Annotated in this window: 11 protein-coding genes; 1 reads left to right on the top strand and 10 read right to left on the bottom strand. The window is 62.3% G+C overall.

Annotated features, from left to right (window positions below; translation table 11 throughout):
• The first annotated feature begins 205 nt into the window (after nucleotides 1-205).
• Complete coding sequence (locus QMX78_RS14340; protein ID WP_282270692.1) at nucleotides 206-847, top strand: CDGSH iron-sulfur domain-containing protein; 642 nt, start codon at nucleotides 206-208, stop codon at nucleotides 845-847.
• A 120-nt stretch (nucleotides 848-967) separates the two neighbouring features.
• Here the strand turns inward: QMX78_RS14340 and QMX78_RS14345 are convergent, their stop codons facing one another.
• The 10 genes from QMX78_RS14345 to QMX78_RS14390 form a co-directional block, all read right to left on the bottom strand.
• Entirely contained in the window at nucleotides 968-2233 is a 1266-nt protein-coding gene (locus QMX78_RS14345) for a serine hydrolase domain-containing protein (protein WP_282270694.1), read from the bottom strand.
• Nucleotides 2234-2415: 182 nt separating this feature from the next.
• Complete coding sequence (locus QMX78_RS14350; protein WP_282270696.1) at nucleotides 2416-4713, bottom strand: TonB-dependent hemoglobin/transferrin/lactoferrin family receptor; 2298 nt, start codon at nucleotides 4711-4713, stop codon at nucleotides 2416-2418.
• A gap of 157 nt (nucleotides 4714-4870) precedes the next feature.
• Entirely contained in the window at nucleotides 4871-5719 is an 849-nt protein-coding gene (locus tag QMX78_RS14355; RefSeq protein ID WP_282270698.1) for an EF-hand domain-containing protein, read from the bottom strand.
• A 26-nt stretch (nucleotides 5720-5745) separates the two neighbouring features.
• Complete coding sequence (locus QMX78_RS14360; protein WP_282270700.1) at nucleotides 5746-6540, bottom strand: DUF4198 domain-containing protein; 795 nt, start codon at nucleotides 6538-6540, stop codon at nucleotides 5746-5748.
• Nucleotides 6541-6680: 140 nt separating this feature from the next.
• On the bottom strand, nucleotides 6681-8081 hold the full coding sequence (locus QMX78_RS14365; RefSeq protein ID WP_282270702.1) for an ATP-binding protein: 1401 nt from the start codon (nucleotides 8079-8081) through the stop codon (nucleotides 6681-6683).
• A 555-nt stretch (nucleotides 8082-8636) separates the two neighbouring features.
• Nucleotides 8637-9821 (bottom strand): HlyD family efflux transporter periplasmic adaptor subunit, encoded by a 1185-nt coding sequence (locus QMX78_RS14370; RefSeq protein ID WP_282270704.1) that lies wholly within the window; start codon nucleotides 9819-9821, stop codon nucleotides 8637-8639.
• The gene (locus QMX78_RS14375) at nucleotides 9818-12100 is read right to left on the bottom strand and encodes a type I secretion system permease/ATPase (RefSeq protein ID WP_282270706.1); all 2283 of its coding nucleotides are present in this window, start codon (nucleotides 12098-12100) and stop codon (nucleotides 9818-9820) included. Before QMX78_RS14375 ends, QMX78_RS14370 begins: the two co-directional genes overlap by 4 nt.
• Nucleotides 12097-13485 carry a TolC family outer membrane protein gene (locus QMX78_RS14380; protein WP_282270708.1) on the bottom strand — a complete coding sequence of 463 codons (1389 nt, stop codon included), beginning with the start codon at nucleotides 13483-13485 and terminating at the stop codon, nucleotides 12097-12099. Before QMX78_RS14380 ends, QMX78_RS14375 begins: the two co-directional genes overlap by 4 nt.
• A gap of 195 nt (nucleotides 13486-13680) precedes the next feature.
• Nucleotides 13681-14646 carry an OmpA family protein gene (locus tag QMX78_RS14385; protein ID WP_282270709.1) on the bottom strand — a complete coding sequence of 322 codons (966 nt, stop codon included), beginning with the start codon at nucleotides 14644-14646 and terminating at the stop codon, nucleotides 13681-13683.
• The coding region (locus QMX78_RS14390) for a VWA domain-containing protein (protein WP_282270711.1) at nucleotides 14612-16455 on the bottom strand (1844 nt) is incomplete at its 5' end. The genes QMX78_RS14385 and QMX78_RS14390, both read right to left, overlap by 35 nt.

Here is a 16455-nt window from a genome sequence, read left to right on the forward strand (position 1 = left end):
TTAAACCCCCGGGGCCCAAGAACCCGGCTTTTGTCGGCCCGGCGAACCCCGCGAAGCTCGTACCCCTTCATGCCCCCCAGTCCAATGGCTGTCTCATTGGCACCAGCTTCGCGGCTTACGCCGCTCCTACAAAAGAAATCAAGCTGTATACGCCAGCCTTCACCTCGCCTGCGCGACACTGCGCATTCCGAAGCGGAGGCAGCCCATGGCAACCGAAACCGTACGCGGCAGAACCGTCACCATCCATTTCGACGGCGAGCGTTGCATCCACTCGCGCAACTGCGTGCTCAGCCATCCGGATGTATTCGTGCCCAACGTGGTCGGCGAATGGATACACCCCGATGCGGTCGCCCCCGAAGAAGTGGCACTGATCGCGCGCAACTGTCCCTCCGGCGCCATCCGCTACGAATACAACGACGGCACGCATAGCGAACCGGCACCGGTAGTGAACCTGGTGCACATCCGCGAGAACGGCCCCCTCGCCTTTACCGCACCTTTACTGATCGCCGGCAAGGACGAAGGCATGCGCGCTACGCTATGCCGCTGCGGCGAATCGCATAACAAACCCTTCTGCGATCACCGCCATGTCGAGTGTGGGTTCATCGCCACTGGTGAACCGGCGGAGAGGAAATCCGAAGCACTGCCACACCGCGATGGCACGCTGCAGGTGAACCCCACCAGGAACGGCCCGCTGCACGTCATTGGCAATCTCGAAGTGGTCAGCGGCACCGGCCGCACCATCGACCGTCTCAGCGAAACCTGGCTATGCCGCTGTGGTCGTTCAAACAACAAGCCCTTCTGCGATGGCAGCCACAAGAAGGTTGGGTTTCAAGCTGATGGTGAGTGAGGCGCTACGTGAATGACCCTGGACCAACGCATCCCGCACTGAATTGGAGTGCCTTCATCACCAGTAGCCAGGTTCCTTTCCGAGAGCGCTTTTGCACTCGATGAGGCCGCGGGAACGTGGTCAAAGATCGTACGAAAGCAGGTCATACCCCGTCGTCGCGCGCACCACCCGCTGATGCACGAACGAGCCACTGCCGCCGTTGGTCAGCACCACGATGCCTCGCCTGCGCTGCGCGTCACCAATGGCGAAATTCTTGAAGATGCCGCTGTTGCTGCCGGAGTGGTAGAACACCGGGCCATCACGGGTCTGCTCGGTATTCCAACCCAGTCCTTTCTCGGTCCAACGGCCGGGCAAGCTGATCTGCGGCGTGAGCATGGCTTGCCGCGCCGCCTCGCTGATCTCCCACGACGCGCGTTGCCGGCCCGCCATCATCAGACTGAGGAAGGTCGCATAGTCCTGCACCGTCGTGCGCAGGCTTGCTGCTGCATTGGCGAGGATATCGCCAGGCCACATCACCAGGGCCGGCGGCGCCAGCTTCAGGACTTCCGGCATCGCACGTTCGGCATCTTCGTATTTCCACCCAGACAGCGGCTTACCCCAGCGATCCGCAACCTGCTGGGCGACGCTCCATTGGTCGCGAAGGACTTGCCGTGGCACTCCGCCATCGACCCGGTCGTGCGCGGGATGACCATAAACCGAGCGTGCCGCCAGATCCGCGTTCCACGTATAGCTGCTGTCCTTCATGCCAGCCGGACCAAACAGATGCGCCTGCATCGACTCATCCAAACTCTGGCCGGTAATTGCTTCAACCACCAGCTGCAGCCACACGAAGGCCTCACCGGAATAGTTGATGCGCGTACCAGGCTTGACCATAGGCACCAGCTTCTCCGTCGCCGGCGACTTGCGCCAATCGGGCAGACCCGTCGTATGCCGCAGCACATCGCGCGCGGTGATCAGCGCAATCCACGGATGATCGCCGAGGTAGTCCGGTCGACGGTAACCCACCAAGGGAACATCAAGGTCGATGCGTCCCTGCTCCACCAGCTGCATCACCAGGTAGGCAAACATCGGTTTGCTGAGCGACGCATCCTCGAACACCGTGCGCGCATCCACAGGCGTGCGTGTCTGCGCGTTGGCAAGGCCAAAGCCACGACTCCATGCCACAGCACCCTCGTCAACCACGGCGATGCCAACGCCCGGAACCGCGAAGGCCTGCATGATCCGCGGCAACTCGGCGAGGAAGATATCGTCCGGAATCCAGCTACCGCTGGCGGTACCCTTGCACGGGCCAGCCAGCGCTTGCGCCGAAGGCAACGCGGCGAGCACGCCCAGGCTTGCGGATTGGGTGATGAAGCGACGACGACCTGGATCTGTGCGAATCGGCATTGCCAGCAGCCTCCGGTGCGGATTGCTGAGCTTAGCCGGTGTTCCGGGCGCGATGGGCAAAACATCTGGGCGCGTTGTCGCCTGCATGCAGACCCACACCGGCCCCCAAAAGAACAACAGCGCGGAGCCTTCGCTCCACGCTGTTGTTCCAGGGAAAAGGGGCTGGTGACAGCCCCCGTGACTCAGAACGAATACGCCACCGTGACGCGGGCGTTCCGGCCCGGCTCGCTGTAGCGCCCGATACCGTCATCGTTGACGTAGCCGTACAGCGTATTGGTGCCCTTGTTGATCACCCGCACGCGCTGCCACAGGTAGTACTCGCGATCGGTCAGGTTGTAGAGGCCTGCGGTCAGTCGCAACTGCGAGGTGATGTTCCAGGTGCCGGTAAGATCCAGCACCGTGTAGCCATCGGCCTTGCCCGTCCATGCCGGCACCACCTGCGTGCCATTGGCCGATGTGGTGTAGGCATCGCTGGCGCTCTTGCCCCAGGCGTGGGTCAGGTTGGCGCTGACGTTCCACGACGGCGAAGGTGCATAGCGCACACCCAGCACCGCGCTGGCCGGCACGATGCTCTCCAGCGGATCACCATTGTGCTTCTCGCCTTTGCTGTACGCCGCCGCTATCCGCGACGACCACGCGTCGGCAATCTGCCAACGCCCTTCCAGCTCGGCGCCCTTCACCGTCACCTTGCCCGCATTGATCGGCATCGTGCTGTTGTAGCTGTACTGCACCGGACCGGTTGCCGTAGTGCGGTAGCCATTGGCATACGGCACCGCCGTGGTCACCGTTTCGATGAAGTTGTCGTACTGGTCGCGGAACACCGAGAACCCCAACTGCGCGCGGTCGGTGGTCCAACGGTAGCCCAGCTCTATGTTCAGGCTCTTCTCCGCGTCCAAGTCCGGGTTGGACATGGAGGTGTCGAGCTGGATCGGTGCACCACTCACTGCATCGAACGCGGCACTGGCACTCGTCGGCGAGTACAGATCCGCCACGCTTGGTGCACGGAAGCCGCGGCCCAGCTGCGCCCACAGCGCATGGTCGGGCAGGAAGCGGAACTCCGCCCCCACCTGCCAGCTCGGCGCCGAGAAGCGCAGGTCACGCACGCTGCCGGTCTTGTCGACGAACGTGCTGTCCACCTGTGGCGAATAGTCGTAGCGGTCATAGCGCAGGCCGCCGCTGAGCAGCAGGCGTTCGTCGAACAGGCTCAGGCTGTCGCGCACGTACAGGTTCCAGGAGCGGGCATCGGTCTTGGGCACCTGGCGCGGGTCATGCTCCACGCTGGCAATGTCACCGGCCGCATTCCAACGGGTATCCACCGCGGTGTAATCGATGTCGCGCTGCTGCCAGGCCAGGCCGTAGCCGATGTCATGCCGCACCGGGCCTTCCACCACCTTGCTGAAGTCCAGCGCTGCGCGGTCCAGGGTCTGCTCGGTGGCGCGGTCTTCGCTGCGCTTGCAGGGAGCGCCACCACCCGGGCAACCACTGCCGGCCAGAATGCGGGTAACGCCACGGCTGTCGGTGACCTGGCGATCCAGCTGTGCATCAAGGGTGTCGAACAGGGTATTGCCTGCACGCCACTGCCAGCTCACGCCATAACGGTCGCGGTCATTGCGATCGTCGCCCTTGCGCTCCAGGTAGCCCGGTGCGTAGACGCGGGAAAGATTGTCGACTTCGTTGTGGGCGCGGCCGCGCTCGTACATGAAGCCCAGCGTGTGCGCGTCCGACAACTGAAGATCCACCTTGCCGAGCAGGTTGTCGCGTGTGCTGTCGACCGGATCCGGCGTGCGTCGACCGAGACCGATCCGGTCCACCGTACTGTCGTACCAGCTTTCGCTTTCATGGCCTTCGCGGCGGGTATAGACCAGCATCGACTCGACGATGCCGGTGCGGTTGGCGAAGCTCAGCGTGCCCATGGTCTCGTCGTTGGAGCCGCTGTAGCCGAACTTCACCCCGACATGGGTGTCGTTGCCTTCCGGCTTGAGGTAGTCCGCCGGGTCCTTGGTGGTGAACACCACCGCGCCGCCGAGCGCGCCGCTGCCGGAGGTGATCGAATCGGCGCCCTTGACCACCTGCAGGCTCTTCAGCGTATCGATGTCCACATCGCCGCGGCCGCTGCGGAAGAACTCGTAGGAGCGCGCCGTCTCCACCGATTCGGCCAGGCTCAGGCCATCGACGGTGATCGCCACGCGGTCGCTTTCCAGGCCACGGATGTTGAAACCGTTGTCACCGAAGCGGCCCATGTCGACCACGCTTACGCCCGGGATGTAGCGGATCGCCTCTTCCATGTTGTTGGCCATCTCGGCATCGAGATCGGCGGCGCTTAGAACGGTCACGTTCTGGTTGCGCGACTTGCTCTTCTTGGCCCGTTCGGCCTCAACCCGGACGGTGTCCAGGTTCGCGGCGTCCGGCGCCTCGGCACGGGCGACGCCGGACAGGCTGGCCAGCACGGCCAGCGCAAGCACGGATACAGCTGCATTCATCAGAGATCTCCACAGAAAGGTAATGGCGGGGACTACGCCGTTCCTGGCTGCTCGATCACGTGGACCATGCCGGCTGGGGGGCACCGGCGCCACACCGGCGCCGTGTCATTGCAGAAACTGGAGTGACCGGTCGCAGGCAGCGACCGGTACGCGGGGCTCAACGGTTGCCGTTGGCCGAATGGGCGCCGGCGACCGGCTCGGGATCGCGTGCGTCAACGATGCCGTCGCGATTGCTGTCAGCGCGGTCGAACAGGCGCTTGCCGGACACCTGGTACTCGGCAAAGGTCATGCGACCATCCTTGTCGGTATCCAGCGAATCGAAACGCACGCCGGCCTGGCGGCTCGCCGCATCGCGGACCTTGCTGCGCTGGGCGTCCAGGCGGCCTTCAAACTCGGCGGTGTATTCGGCCAGATCCAGCACGCCATCGCCATTGGTATCGGCAGCGGCGAAGGTCGCGGCACGGGCCGCGTCGAACTCGGCGCGCTCCACCAGCCCATCACCATTGCGGTCGTATAGCTCGATCATGCCGTTGGCGGTATGCGAGGTCGGCATCTTCAGCGGATCACGGTTGTCGCTGGCGGCGGTTTCCCGGGTGGCTTCCTGGCTCTTCTCGTAACCGGCCCAGGTGCGCTCACCGGCGGCATCGAACTCGGCCCGGCTGATGCTGCCGTTCTTGTCGCGGTCCAGCGCCTTGAAGCGGGTATCGGTCTGGCGCAGGTGGCCGGCACGCGCGTCGGCCAGCCGCACATCGAAGCGCTGCAGGTATTCGTCCACGTACTCCTGGCGATCGACGTGCCTGTCATTGTTCGCATCGGTGGCGTCATAACGCTGCCGACGGAACTGCTCGAAAGCTTCCCAGCTCACTGCGCCGGTCTTGTCCGGATCGAACTGGGCCAGGAAGGCGGTAACCGTCGGCGATACCGCGGGCGGCGCGGCGGCCTGCGCCGAGGCAAGCGGGGCCAGCACCGCTGCCAGCATCGTGGCAACAGCAAAAGAAGTTTTCATCGGGGATATCCCTGTTGGAAAGCGGCTTAGGGTTCGAGCACGCGGAAGCTGAGCGTGTAGTTGTTGCCGTACTCCGGCGCTGCAGCCCCGGCCGGCGCCGGCCCGCGGTAACGGATCAGGGCCAGGTAGGTGCCCGCTTGCTGCAGGGCGAACGAGGCCTTGCCGGCAGCGTCGGTGCTCAGCTCGACCGGAGCCGGCTGGATCTCGTCATCACCGCGTGCGGCGTGGATTTCCACCTTCTGTGCCGGTAACGGCTTGCCGTCGTAATGCACCTCGAAGACGAACTGCTCACCGACATACAGGTCCGATGGGTGGGTCACCGGCACCAGTTCCAGGCCCTTGCCGTAGGGCGCCAAGGCCTGACGGGTCGGCGCACCGGCCGTCAGGTAGACCTCCGAGCGCGACAGGCTCTGGTAATGCGAGAGCACGGTGGCACCGGCCGGCAGTGGCTTGGCCGGATCACGGCTGCTTTCCTTGCGGCCATCCACTTCCCAGGTGCGAAACACGGCGCCCAGGCGGTTGCCGGTAGAGAAACGGTACGTGCCCTTCTTGCCCGGCAGGGTCTGTTCTACCACGGCACGGGTCTTCAGCCGCTGCACCACATCGGGCGCATGCTGCAGGCCATCAGGATCGGTAACGACGAACTCGCTGTTGTCGAACACGACTTCGGGCACGAAGAAATGCTCGGCGAAGCTGGCATCCAGGGTAACCGTGCTGGTCGGCTGCACCTTGAAGGTAGCCGGAGCGAGGTACGGGGTATGCGCCTGGGCAGGCAGTACCGCAGCGGCCAGCAACAGGCTGGCCAAAGGACGGAGGTTCATCGACGGGTCTCATGGAGGGACCGGCGCGATGCCGGCGGGCGATACGTTAAGTTAATTGCGAATGATTCGCAATACCATTCATTCGCGATCACGGCGAATGCATCGCCCGCTCGAATCTCGACATCCCTGTTGCAGCGATGTCAGGCCTGGCTCGGTTCCATCAGGTAGTCGGGAAAACGGATGAAAATCGTTGTCCCGATGCCCAACCGGCTTTCTGCATTCACGCTGCCACCAGCCCGCTCGACAAGATCACGAACGACAGAAAGACCAAGGCCGCTCCCTTCTCCACGCGGCTTGGTGGTGAAGAACGGATCGAATGCCTGTGCCAGCACCTCGCCTTCCATGCCTTCTCCAGAGTCTGCCAATCCCAACACCAACCGATTGTCGTCCATGTACGCTCGAAGGAAGAATTCCCCACCATCAGGCATCGCATGATCTGCATTGGCGGCGACATTCAGGATCATGAGATCGAACTGCAGCCGGTCGAACAACACCGCCGGCAGCCCCTCATCCACTGCGACTTCTACCTTCACCCCTGCTCCCATCAATTGCCGAATCATCGGCAACAGCGCCTTCAACGCCTCTCCGGGATCGAACCACTCTTCCGCCCCTTCCTCCTGCCGGACCAACGACAGCAGCCGGCGATTCAGCAATGTTGCACGCTTCACCGCCAGATCCACACCCATCAGGGATTCCTGCATCTTCGCTTCATTCCCGGAATGCAGTCCGATGTGCACGTAGCCACTGGCAACTGCCAGAACATTCCCGAAGTCATGCGCAACACCACTGGCAAGCCGTCCGACGGCCTCCATTTTCTGCGCTTGAACCAGCTGAGTGAAGGTGCGCTCTCGCTCTGCCATCTCCTCGGTCAGCCGCTGATTGGAAACAACCAACGCATCACCGCGCGCCTTTGCCTCCTGCAGGCTCTCGCGGAGAGCGACTGAAGTCCGATCGAGCACCACCGAGATCATCAGGAACATCGCGGTACTGAAGGCCGCATCGCCGGCCAACTCGGCCGCGCTGCCCTGCTTCCCGATATCGACGCCTATACCCAGTGCGAATGCGGCCGCAATACTGAAGAACATCGTCCATAGCGCTGCACGCCCCACAACCAACGCAGCAATCGCCATCCAGATTGCCAATACCGGTTGTTCAAAGCGCTGTGCGCCAAAGCCCGAGATCAAGTACGCAGGAATGATCGTCGCGGCGAAAACACACAACAATGCATATGAGGCGACCTTGAATCTTCCCTTGCGGACGAGCACGAAGCTCATTGCGGAAATGAAGCTCACCGACAAGGACAGCGCCATGTTGGCGAACTCACCCGACCTCCATGGGATATCCACCAGAAAAGCCCGATAGCACCAAGCTCCCGTAGGCAATGCCGCCAGCAGAAATGAAATAAGCTGAAGCATTGGCGCATTCCTGCGATCGACCGCGTCGGCAATCGGCACGCTCCGCAACCACTGCAACACTTGACGCCATGAGCCCAATCCCTTGGCCAACCGCCTCGTCAGTGACGTCGTGACCTTGTCATCCACCTTTCTGCCCTCTTGACGCAATCGTATTCATCATCAGCTCGCACATTCCCACTTCGAAAATGTAACAACCGGCCGACGCCTGGCGCCCGCCGTTCCTCCGAGGGGGCAGATCGGTCTACTCGACAACATGCTCAGCGGGCGGCACAAGCCTTGCATCATCCCGCCAATCCTGGCCACCTACACGGCGATAGTGCCCGAATTCGTGGACGACAACGCCGCACTGCAGGCACGTGGCAGAAGGCGATACATCTCGAATTCAACACGGGCCTCGCCAATGCCCCAAGACGCATGGTGAATCGCAATATGGCGGTAAGCCGGTCATGCCGCTGGCAGGAAGACAACAGCGGGACGTCCCGCTCGGAACCGTCAATGAGTTCAGCCAAACGGCACAGCTTTTCAGATGGCATTCAAGGATGACCGATAAGTTGATACAGCTATCCGCACATGGTTGGCTGCAACAGCTCGTTGCCGCCCAGGCACCCAGATGGATGCATGGACGCCCCGGGGTGCACCACTCACGAACCCACCGTGTCGTTCTCAGGCATGGTTGCGCGCTCAACGCTCACGCAGCGCCTCGCCAGCACGATTCAGCGGCTTTACAAGGTATTGCCATATGGTCTTGCTACCGGTGCGGATATCGGCCGTGGCTATCATGCCCGGCACGATCGGAAACTCTTTCCCTGCTTTGTTTCGCAGCGCATCGCTGTCCGTCCGGATGAACACCCGGTAGTAGACGACCTCGGGCTTGACCTCGTCGCGGATGGTATCTGGCGAGATGGTGACGACCTTGCCGGAGAGCCCGCCGTAGATGGCATAGTCATAGGCAGTGATCTTCACCAAGGCCTCCTGGCCGGGATGAATGAAAGCAATGTCGCGCGGCGAGACCTTGGTTTCAACCAACAATTGATCACCCAATGGCACGATCACCATCGCCTGTCCATTTGGCGGCACCACGCCGCCAATGGTAGTTACCTCGACATCCTTCACCACGCCGCGTACCGGAGAACGCAGCGTCAGCCGCGTCAACGAATCCGCGCGTCCGCGGACCACCGAGGACAACGACTCAACCTCTGCATTCGCCTTCGCCAGCTCCTCGCGGCTGCGCACCATGTACTCCGAGCGCACCTCTGCAATCTTCAAGCGCAGCTCTGAACTCTGCCGCTGCAGGCGCAGCAGCTCCACACTGCTGGCTGCACCCGTTGCCAGCAACGACTCGGTGATGTGCAGCTCGCGGCTTACCAGATCCAGCGAACGTTGCAGCCCACCAAGCGACTCGGCCAGGCTGGCACGCCTTGACCTGAACAGTGCGCCTTCGCTGGCAATCAGCTCCGAGTGTGCGGAGACCAGCTCTTCAGGAAAGTGCAATACCGTCGCACCCTCCACCTCCGCCTGCAAACGGACCGAACTCGCCAATGCAGCACGATACTTCGCCGCTGTCTCCTCGACACTGGATTCGCCGCGGGTGGGATCCAGCTGCGCCAGCACCTGGTCTTTCTCGACGATGTCACCCTCGGCCACGTTCAACTCAGCCAAGATGCCGCCTTCCAGTGATTGGATCATCTGTTCGCGCGAAATCGGTATCACCTTGCCCGTACCGCTTGAGACTTCGTCGATCTCAAACCACCACGCCCAGACCAGAAACAGCAACAGGAGACCGCTGATCCATAGCACCACCCTGGAGGAACCCGTAGCGTGGACCTCGTCGCTACCTGACACCTCATCGGCCTTCCATGCGCTCATGGCTTCCCCTCCACCGATGCGTCGCTGCCATCCGCGCTTTCGCCACCTTGGGCAACCTGGTCATTCTGGGTCCTCATCCTGACGTTCCCCACCGAGAGCTTGTACGCCGGTTTGGCTCGCGGGGCTCTGGAAGTTCCCACAGCCTTGCCGCGCAGCTTCTCGATGACCTCATCGCGAGGGCCATCCAGCAGCACCTGGCCGTTGTCGACCACCAACACGCGTTCCACCAGTTGCAGCATCGCCATGCGATGCGTGGCAATGACCATCGTCGTGGTTTCAGGCAATCCGGCCAGTGTCTGGATGACCCCCTGTTCGGCCGCCTCATCCAGCGACGCGCTTGGCTCATCCAGCAACAGAACGTTCGGATTTCGCACCAGCAACCGTGCCAGCATCAGGCTCTGGCGCTGGCCACCGGACAGGCCCGGGCCACCTTCCAGCACCATGTGGTCCAGGCCATCGGCCAGGGCGCGGACGTACGACCACGCGCCGCCAGCGCGCAGCGCCATCATCAGTTCCTCATCGGTCGCTGTTGGCGCCCCCATCATCAGGTTCTCGCGCAACGTTCCATGGAACAGACGGGACTCCTGTGAGAGGAAACCAACATCCCTTCGGACATCCGCAGGATCAATGTGTGAGAGCGGCGTATCGTCCAGCAGTACGTGGCCGGACTGGGGCTCCATCATTCCGGAAAGCGCCCGCAGCAACGTCGATTTGCCAGCACCATTGCGACCAAGGATCGCGATCCGTTCGCCGGGCTGGACGGTGAGCCCCACAATCTTCAGTGCCGGCTGCTGGCCGTCATGACTGAATACCGCATTGGTGAAAACGTAACTGCCAGCCAGCGACGCACGATGGATGCGCTTGCCGTGGTCCGGGGTATCCACCGGCATCCGCAGCAGGTTGTCCAACGCGTCCTTCGCAATGCGCGCCTGCTGCCAGCGGCTGAGGATCTGGGTCAGGCTGGCAAGCGGCCCCAACATGCGGCTGGACAGCATCGAGGCGGCCACCAGCACACCCGTAGTGATGTCGCCCTCCATCACCATCGGCGCTCCGACGAACACCACGACGGTGAACACACCGGTCTGGACGATCTGGGACCAGTTGCTCAGTGTGCTTGTCAGGTCGCGCAGCTTCATGCCGGTATCGGCATTGATCTCGTTGTAGTGGTTCCAGTGCGTCTGGAACCTGGACTCTGCCTGCAGCAGCTTGATGTCTTCTATCCCCTGCACGGCCTCGACCAACATCGCATTGCGCAGCGCCGACTCGCGCATGCCCTCCTGCGCCAATGCACGCAGACGCTTCTGCAACAGGATTCCAGGCAATACCATGAACACGGCTGCCAACACCGGAATCCACACCAGGCTACCGGCGACGTACCAGAACATCACGCAGAAAAGCAGGAAGAATGGTACGTCGGCCACGGCAGCGATGGTCGTGGAGGTCAGCATGTCGCGCACGGACTCCAGCTCGCGAAGCTGGGATATGAACGTACCCGTCGATTTTGGCCGCGCGGCGTTACGCACGCGAAGTGCGTGACCAAACACCTTGTCCGATACACGCAGATCAGCGCGCTTGCCCAATACATCGGTGATCCGCGTACGTGCCTGCCGCAACACGTAAGCGAACACCATGGAAAGCAGCACTCCGCCGAACAGCACGTACAGCGTGGGCATCGACTGGGCCGGTACAACCCGGTCATACACCTGCATCGAGAACAGGATGCTGGCGATACCGAGAACGTTGGTGACCAGCGATGCCAGAAGGATGTGCCAGTATGGCCGCATGTCGGCCAATACCAGTTGGCGCAACCAGCCCGGCTCGAATGGCTTGATGTACTCATCGACGCGACTGTCCGGCACCGAGCGCATCGGGCGTGCCACTGCCATGCGGACCACCGCCGCATCCAGCGTCGCGGCATCCAATGTGGTGGGCAGTCCGCTATCGCCACCGAGCTCCAGGGTGAACCCCGCCGCGGTCATGGCCGTCACAACACCGACCTGTCCGTCGTTCAGCTGCACCATCAAAGGCAGGCGCCATGGGGTCAGGCGGCTGGGTTCCGGCGCCACCCAGCGCAACGCCAGTCCAACCTGGCGTGCCAGCTGCGGCACACGCTGCTCCAGCGGCCGCTGCTCACCAGCTTTACCATCCCATGCCGCTGCAATACGAATCGCTTCAGGCGAACAATCGATGCGGTAGTGATTCGCCACGCACAGGATCGCATCGACCCAGCCGTTCATGTCCTGCGGGGCATTCGCCCCGGTTCCTGCGGCGCCACTCATGGGGTCAGCTCCACGCCAGCCAATGTGTGCCCATCCAGACGGAAAGCACGACGCAGACCTCCAGCTGCAGCCAGGCAATCCACCTGCATGCGCTGCAGATCGAGCATGTTGTTCACGCTTTCCACTCTCGCACCATGGAACTCCTGCTCGGCATTGAGCAGGTCCAGCAAGGAACGTGTTCCCAGATCCAGGTACTGTTGCCGGTACAGGTCGCGCGTATGTTCGATGCTGCCGGTACGCTCGTCCAACACGCTTCTGCGGCCGGCATAACCTTTCGCGCGTGACCGCGCGTCTGTCAGCTCCTGACTGGCCTGCAACCGTACATGCTCCAATGCCGCCTCTGCCGCTGACAGCGAATGGCCAGATGCCCGCCGCCGCGCGGCGTTACCGCCACCTTGGTAAAGAGGTGCCGTCACGTTCAGTGAAATCGACGCGTCGTAGGGCCTGTTGATGCGTGAGTCGGCATTCAGGCCACGGCTTACGGCGCCATCCACGGACAACGTAGGCCGGCTCTGTGCGCGAGCATTCTCCACATCCGCCTGCGCCGCGCGAAGTTGCGCCTGAGCGATCAGCACCGCCGGCACTGACTGCGACCCGGCATCGCCTCCAACGATGTCGCAGGCACCTGCGAGTTGCGTGTCCGCCAGGCCTTCCGTCACGGGCAATCGTGGCGCACCGGTGAGCTGCCGCAGTTGCAGGCGCCAACGTTCCAGTTGAGCGGTGACCTCCAGAAGATTGGCGAATGCAGCTTCTTCACGTGCCTGTGCCTGCAGTTCATCAGACAACGGACTGGCTCCCTTCGCACGACGCTCGCGTGCCAGATCAGCGATGGACCCCACCCCCGAGCGCTGTGCCTTGGCAAGTTCCAGCAACGCCTCGTAACGACTGACTTCGATCCATGCATGCGCGGTTTCCTGCACAAGCTGATCAATCGCCAGCAGCACTCTCGCCTGGGAACCCTCGCGGTCAGCTTGCGCACGATCAACATCACTGGAGACCTTGCCGAAGTCGTAGAGCATCTGGGAGGCGGATACGGTCAGCTGATGAACGCTGCGACTGTCGTATCCCGACAGAGCGCGGTTGCGCCAGTCCGAGCCCAGCCCTGCACGCAGTTGCGGGTAGTAGCCGGCACGCGCTACCTGGATCGCTTCGTCCGACTCCATCAGGTAGCCCGCAGCATTGCGTATGCTCGGATGCCACTTCGCGGCCATTTCCACTGCCTGGCCCAGTTCCAGCGCCATCGTTGGCGATGGGACCGCCATGTCCTGCTGCCCCGGCGTGACAGAACGCGCCAGCTCCGCTGCCGTTGCGGTGTTGGTCAGGACGACAAGCAGGGCTGCCACCCATCGAGCCAACGCATGTCGATCCATCAAGAGATTCTTCATTTCAGATACGTGTTTTTACAATCGAGGATTGGCTGAGGAACACACCGAATGCCGACGTCCACCCGGCAACGTCCCGATTCCGGCGCCACCATCAACAGCCGTCGGATTCCACATCCAACACAAAAAGAGCGGGCCGCTGTGGCGGCCCGCAACAAGGCAGGATCTACGTGCTTCCATCCCCCGTTCCAACCTTGGTCAATCGACCGGCGTAATGGTGATGGCGACGCGGCGGTTGGGCTTGAGGCAGGCGCGCAGCTCGGGGGTGGAACGCTCCCCTTCACACTGTTTGACCTGCTCAGCCAAACCACGTCCGGACGTGGTGATCCTGTCGACGGCGATGCCACGATCCACCAGGTACGCAGCTACCGCCTGCGCACGCTGCTCGGACAATCGTTGATTGTAGGCAGCGCTGCCAAGCCGGTCGGTATGGCCAACGATGTCGGCCTTGCTGCTGTTCCCAACCAACTTGGCGGCTACGCCGTCGAGAACCTGCATGCCCTCGACACTGAGCAGGTCCTTATCAAAGTCGAACAGGAAATCGCCCGACAGATCGATCCGTTCAGGCGTCGCTGGCGTCGTCTGCGGGGCCAATGCAGCCATCGCCAGTCGGCACTGGTAACGCCGCCAGGAGGTCTCGCGCACAGTTGCTCCGTCGGCTTCGAACACCACCTTGTACTGGCACACGATGAAATCTTCATCGGCCACGTCAAGCTTGAGGTTGTAGTTCCACTCAGGCCCCCGCTCACCGTTCCCGGTGGACAGCGGTGCACCCAGCAGCTCGCGTACCTGCCCTTCGTTGACCCCCGGCTTCACGCTCAGGATCTGAGCAGTTGGGACGCGCCGTCCGTCGCGCTGGAATGGTTCGTCGTAGTCGGGGATTTCCATCGTCACGTCACTGTAATCCAGCCCGTGTGGATTGATGTCCGCCGCGCTGCTGCGACTTTGGGCATGGCTCGCAAACGGAGCCAACAGTGCAACCGCCAGCATGCTTGTCAGGAGTTTCTTGTTCATTTCTTGACCTCGATTCTTCAGGAAAGCGGGAACGTCCAGCCCTTGCGGGGCGGGTACCACGCCATCGATTCCGATGGAGCCGGATGGGCCGCTGGCCAACCCGGCTCCAGATGCGTCACACCATCGCTTGATGATGCTGGTCCAGCTCATCCAGCGGATGCACCAGGGGCAATGGCATCGCGACCGGCGTAAGCGGACCGGAGAAGGTCTGCATGTCGCCGCCAGGCAGTGATGCATCCAGGCTTCCACTCCCGTACGACACGACCAGATCGCTCAACGCCGGCAAGGCATGCGCTTGTTCGCCCGTCACGCCGGTGATGCTTTCGTCAGCATGGAAGGCGAATGACGTTACGCCATCTGCACTATCCGGCAGGACGGTGCCCACCGGATGGACCGTGATGGTCAAGGTCGACGACGCCGTGTCGCCATCGTTGTCGATCAGTGTGAAGCCGATGTCCTCTACGCGGGTGCCCGAATCGATGATCGGCGGGGTGTAGCTGTACTCCCCGGTCTCCATGTTGACGATCAGCCGGCCTCCGGTATTGACGGAGCCATTTGGACCTTCGGTAAGGATGTTCCAGGTGTTGGTCGCCGCATCGAACAAACCGTTGGCAACACCACCCGTCACGCTTCCGTCGTCATGGTAGGTCCGGCCGTTGACAGTGATATCGAGCAGACCGCCGCCATCGGCACCGAGACCAGAGTTGCCTCCGAGGGTGCCGTCCATATCCACGACCGCACCCTGCGCAGCATCGATGGCCGAGTCCCGCAGGATCGGCGGCAGGTCATCGATATCGTTCACGAAGACGGAATCGGTGTCCTCGTTGTTGATACCGTCATAGGCGATGCGGTCCATGTTGCCGCGTGCGTTGGCCTGCTGCCCCGTCGGAACCTCCATGCCAAACACCTGGGAGAGGATCTTGTTGGCTTCCAGGAAGTCGACCCATGCATCCTCTTCCACATCATTGATGCCGTTTCCAGCTGAACCAGGAATGCCCCAGTTGCTGTTCTGATTTGGCTCACCATCCGTCAGGAAGTAGGAGACATTCTTGCCTCCAACGATCTTGCCTGGATCATCGAATGCGTCCATCGCCTTGAGCAGGGCAGCGTCATAGTTGGTTCCAGCGCTGTTCGCGTTGATGCCATTGACATAAGTCTTGGCCGCGTCGATGTCACCCCATGACGTCCCCCAGGCCTGGGTGCCTGCGGCTGTGCCGAACACCACGATCCGTACCGCGACATTCCCGAGCCCGGCATAGGTATCGAGCAGCTCGGTTACTGCAGCCTTCATGCCTGCAACCCTGCTCGCGGTCATGCTGCTTGAGATATCCAGGATCAACATGACGTTGGTGTCCTGCTCAGGCAGCACCACGTCCACCGAACCCGGGTTGGCAACAGGTGCATCGTCGTGCACCGTCACCGTCAGGGTGCCAGTAGCTGGCGGATTGACGCCATCGTCAGCGGTTACCGTCAGGCCGATATCCAGGGCCTGGTCCTCGCTACCCGAGTGATCAAGCGGTTTCAGCAAGGTGACCGTGTAGTTGCCCTCGCTGTCGATGGTCGCATTGATAACCTCCTCGCCACCTGCCGTGCCGATCAACGGATCGCTCACGGAACCGGTACCACTCCAAGTCACCACCTCGCCACCGGAGGTCAGGCCAGCCGGGCCAGCCAAGGTGACCGTCAGCGGACCGCCTACGGTATCTGGATCGTTGATGTCGACCTGACCGGTCGCGGTGGTCGGACTGTCGTTTCCGTCCGGGAAGCCACCCGGCAGTCCCTCCTCGTACACCTCCGCTTGAGCGGCAATGATGACCGGCGAGCTGTCATCCACGTCCAGCTCGTTGAGCGTGACGGTGATGGTGGTCGTGCCGCCATTGCCGTCGCTGGCCACCACGGTGATCGTGTGGCTGTTGCCCGTGGCCTCGTAGTCGTTCGCCAGCGAGGCGGCACCGGCCG

Source organism: Stenotrophomonas sp. PS02298 (assembly GCF_029959445.1).
Classification (GTDB): Bacteria; Pseudomonadota; Gammaproteobacteria; order Xanthomonadales; family Xanthomonadaceae; genus Stenotrophomonas.

Bases quoted from the DNA above. Each gene is read 5' to 3' on its own strand.
- QMX78_RS14340 (WP_282270692.1), top strand. From the start codon at position 206: ATGGCAACCGAAACCGTACGCGGCAGAACCGTCACCATCCATTTCGAC.
- QMX78_RS14345 (WP_282270694.1), bottom strand. From the start codon at position 2,233: ATGCCGATTCGCACAGATCCAGGTCGTCGTCGCTTCATCACCCAATCC.
- QMX78_RS14350 (WP_282270696.1), bottom strand. From the start codon at position 4,713: ATGAATGCAGCTGTATCCGTGCTTGCGCTGGCCGTGCTGGCCAGCCTG.
- QMX78_RS14355 (WP_282270698.1), bottom strand. From the start codon at position 5,719: ATGAAAACTTCTTTTGCTGTTGCCACGATGCTGGCAGCGGTGCTGGCC.
- QMX78_RS14360 (WP_282270700.1), bottom strand. From the start codon at position 6,540: ATGAACCTCCGTCCTTTGGCCAGCCTGTTGCTGGCCGCTGCGGTACTG.
- QMX78_RS14370 (WP_282270704.1), bottom strand. From the start codon at position 9,821: ATGAGCGCATGGAAGGCCGATGAGGTGTCAGGTAGCGACGAGGTCCAC.
- QMX78_RS14375 (WP_282270706.1), bottom strand. From the start codon at position 12,100: ATGAGTGGCGCCGCAGGAACCGGGGCGAATGCCCCGCAGGACATGAAC.
- QMX78_RS14380 (WP_282270708.1), bottom strand. From the start codon at position 13,485: ATGAAGAATCTCTTGATGGATCGACATGCGTTGGCTCGATGGGTGGCA.
- QMX78_RS14385 (WP_282270709.1), bottom strand. From the start codon at position 14,646: ATGAGCTGGACCAGCATCATCAAGCGATGGTGTGACGCATCTGGAGCC.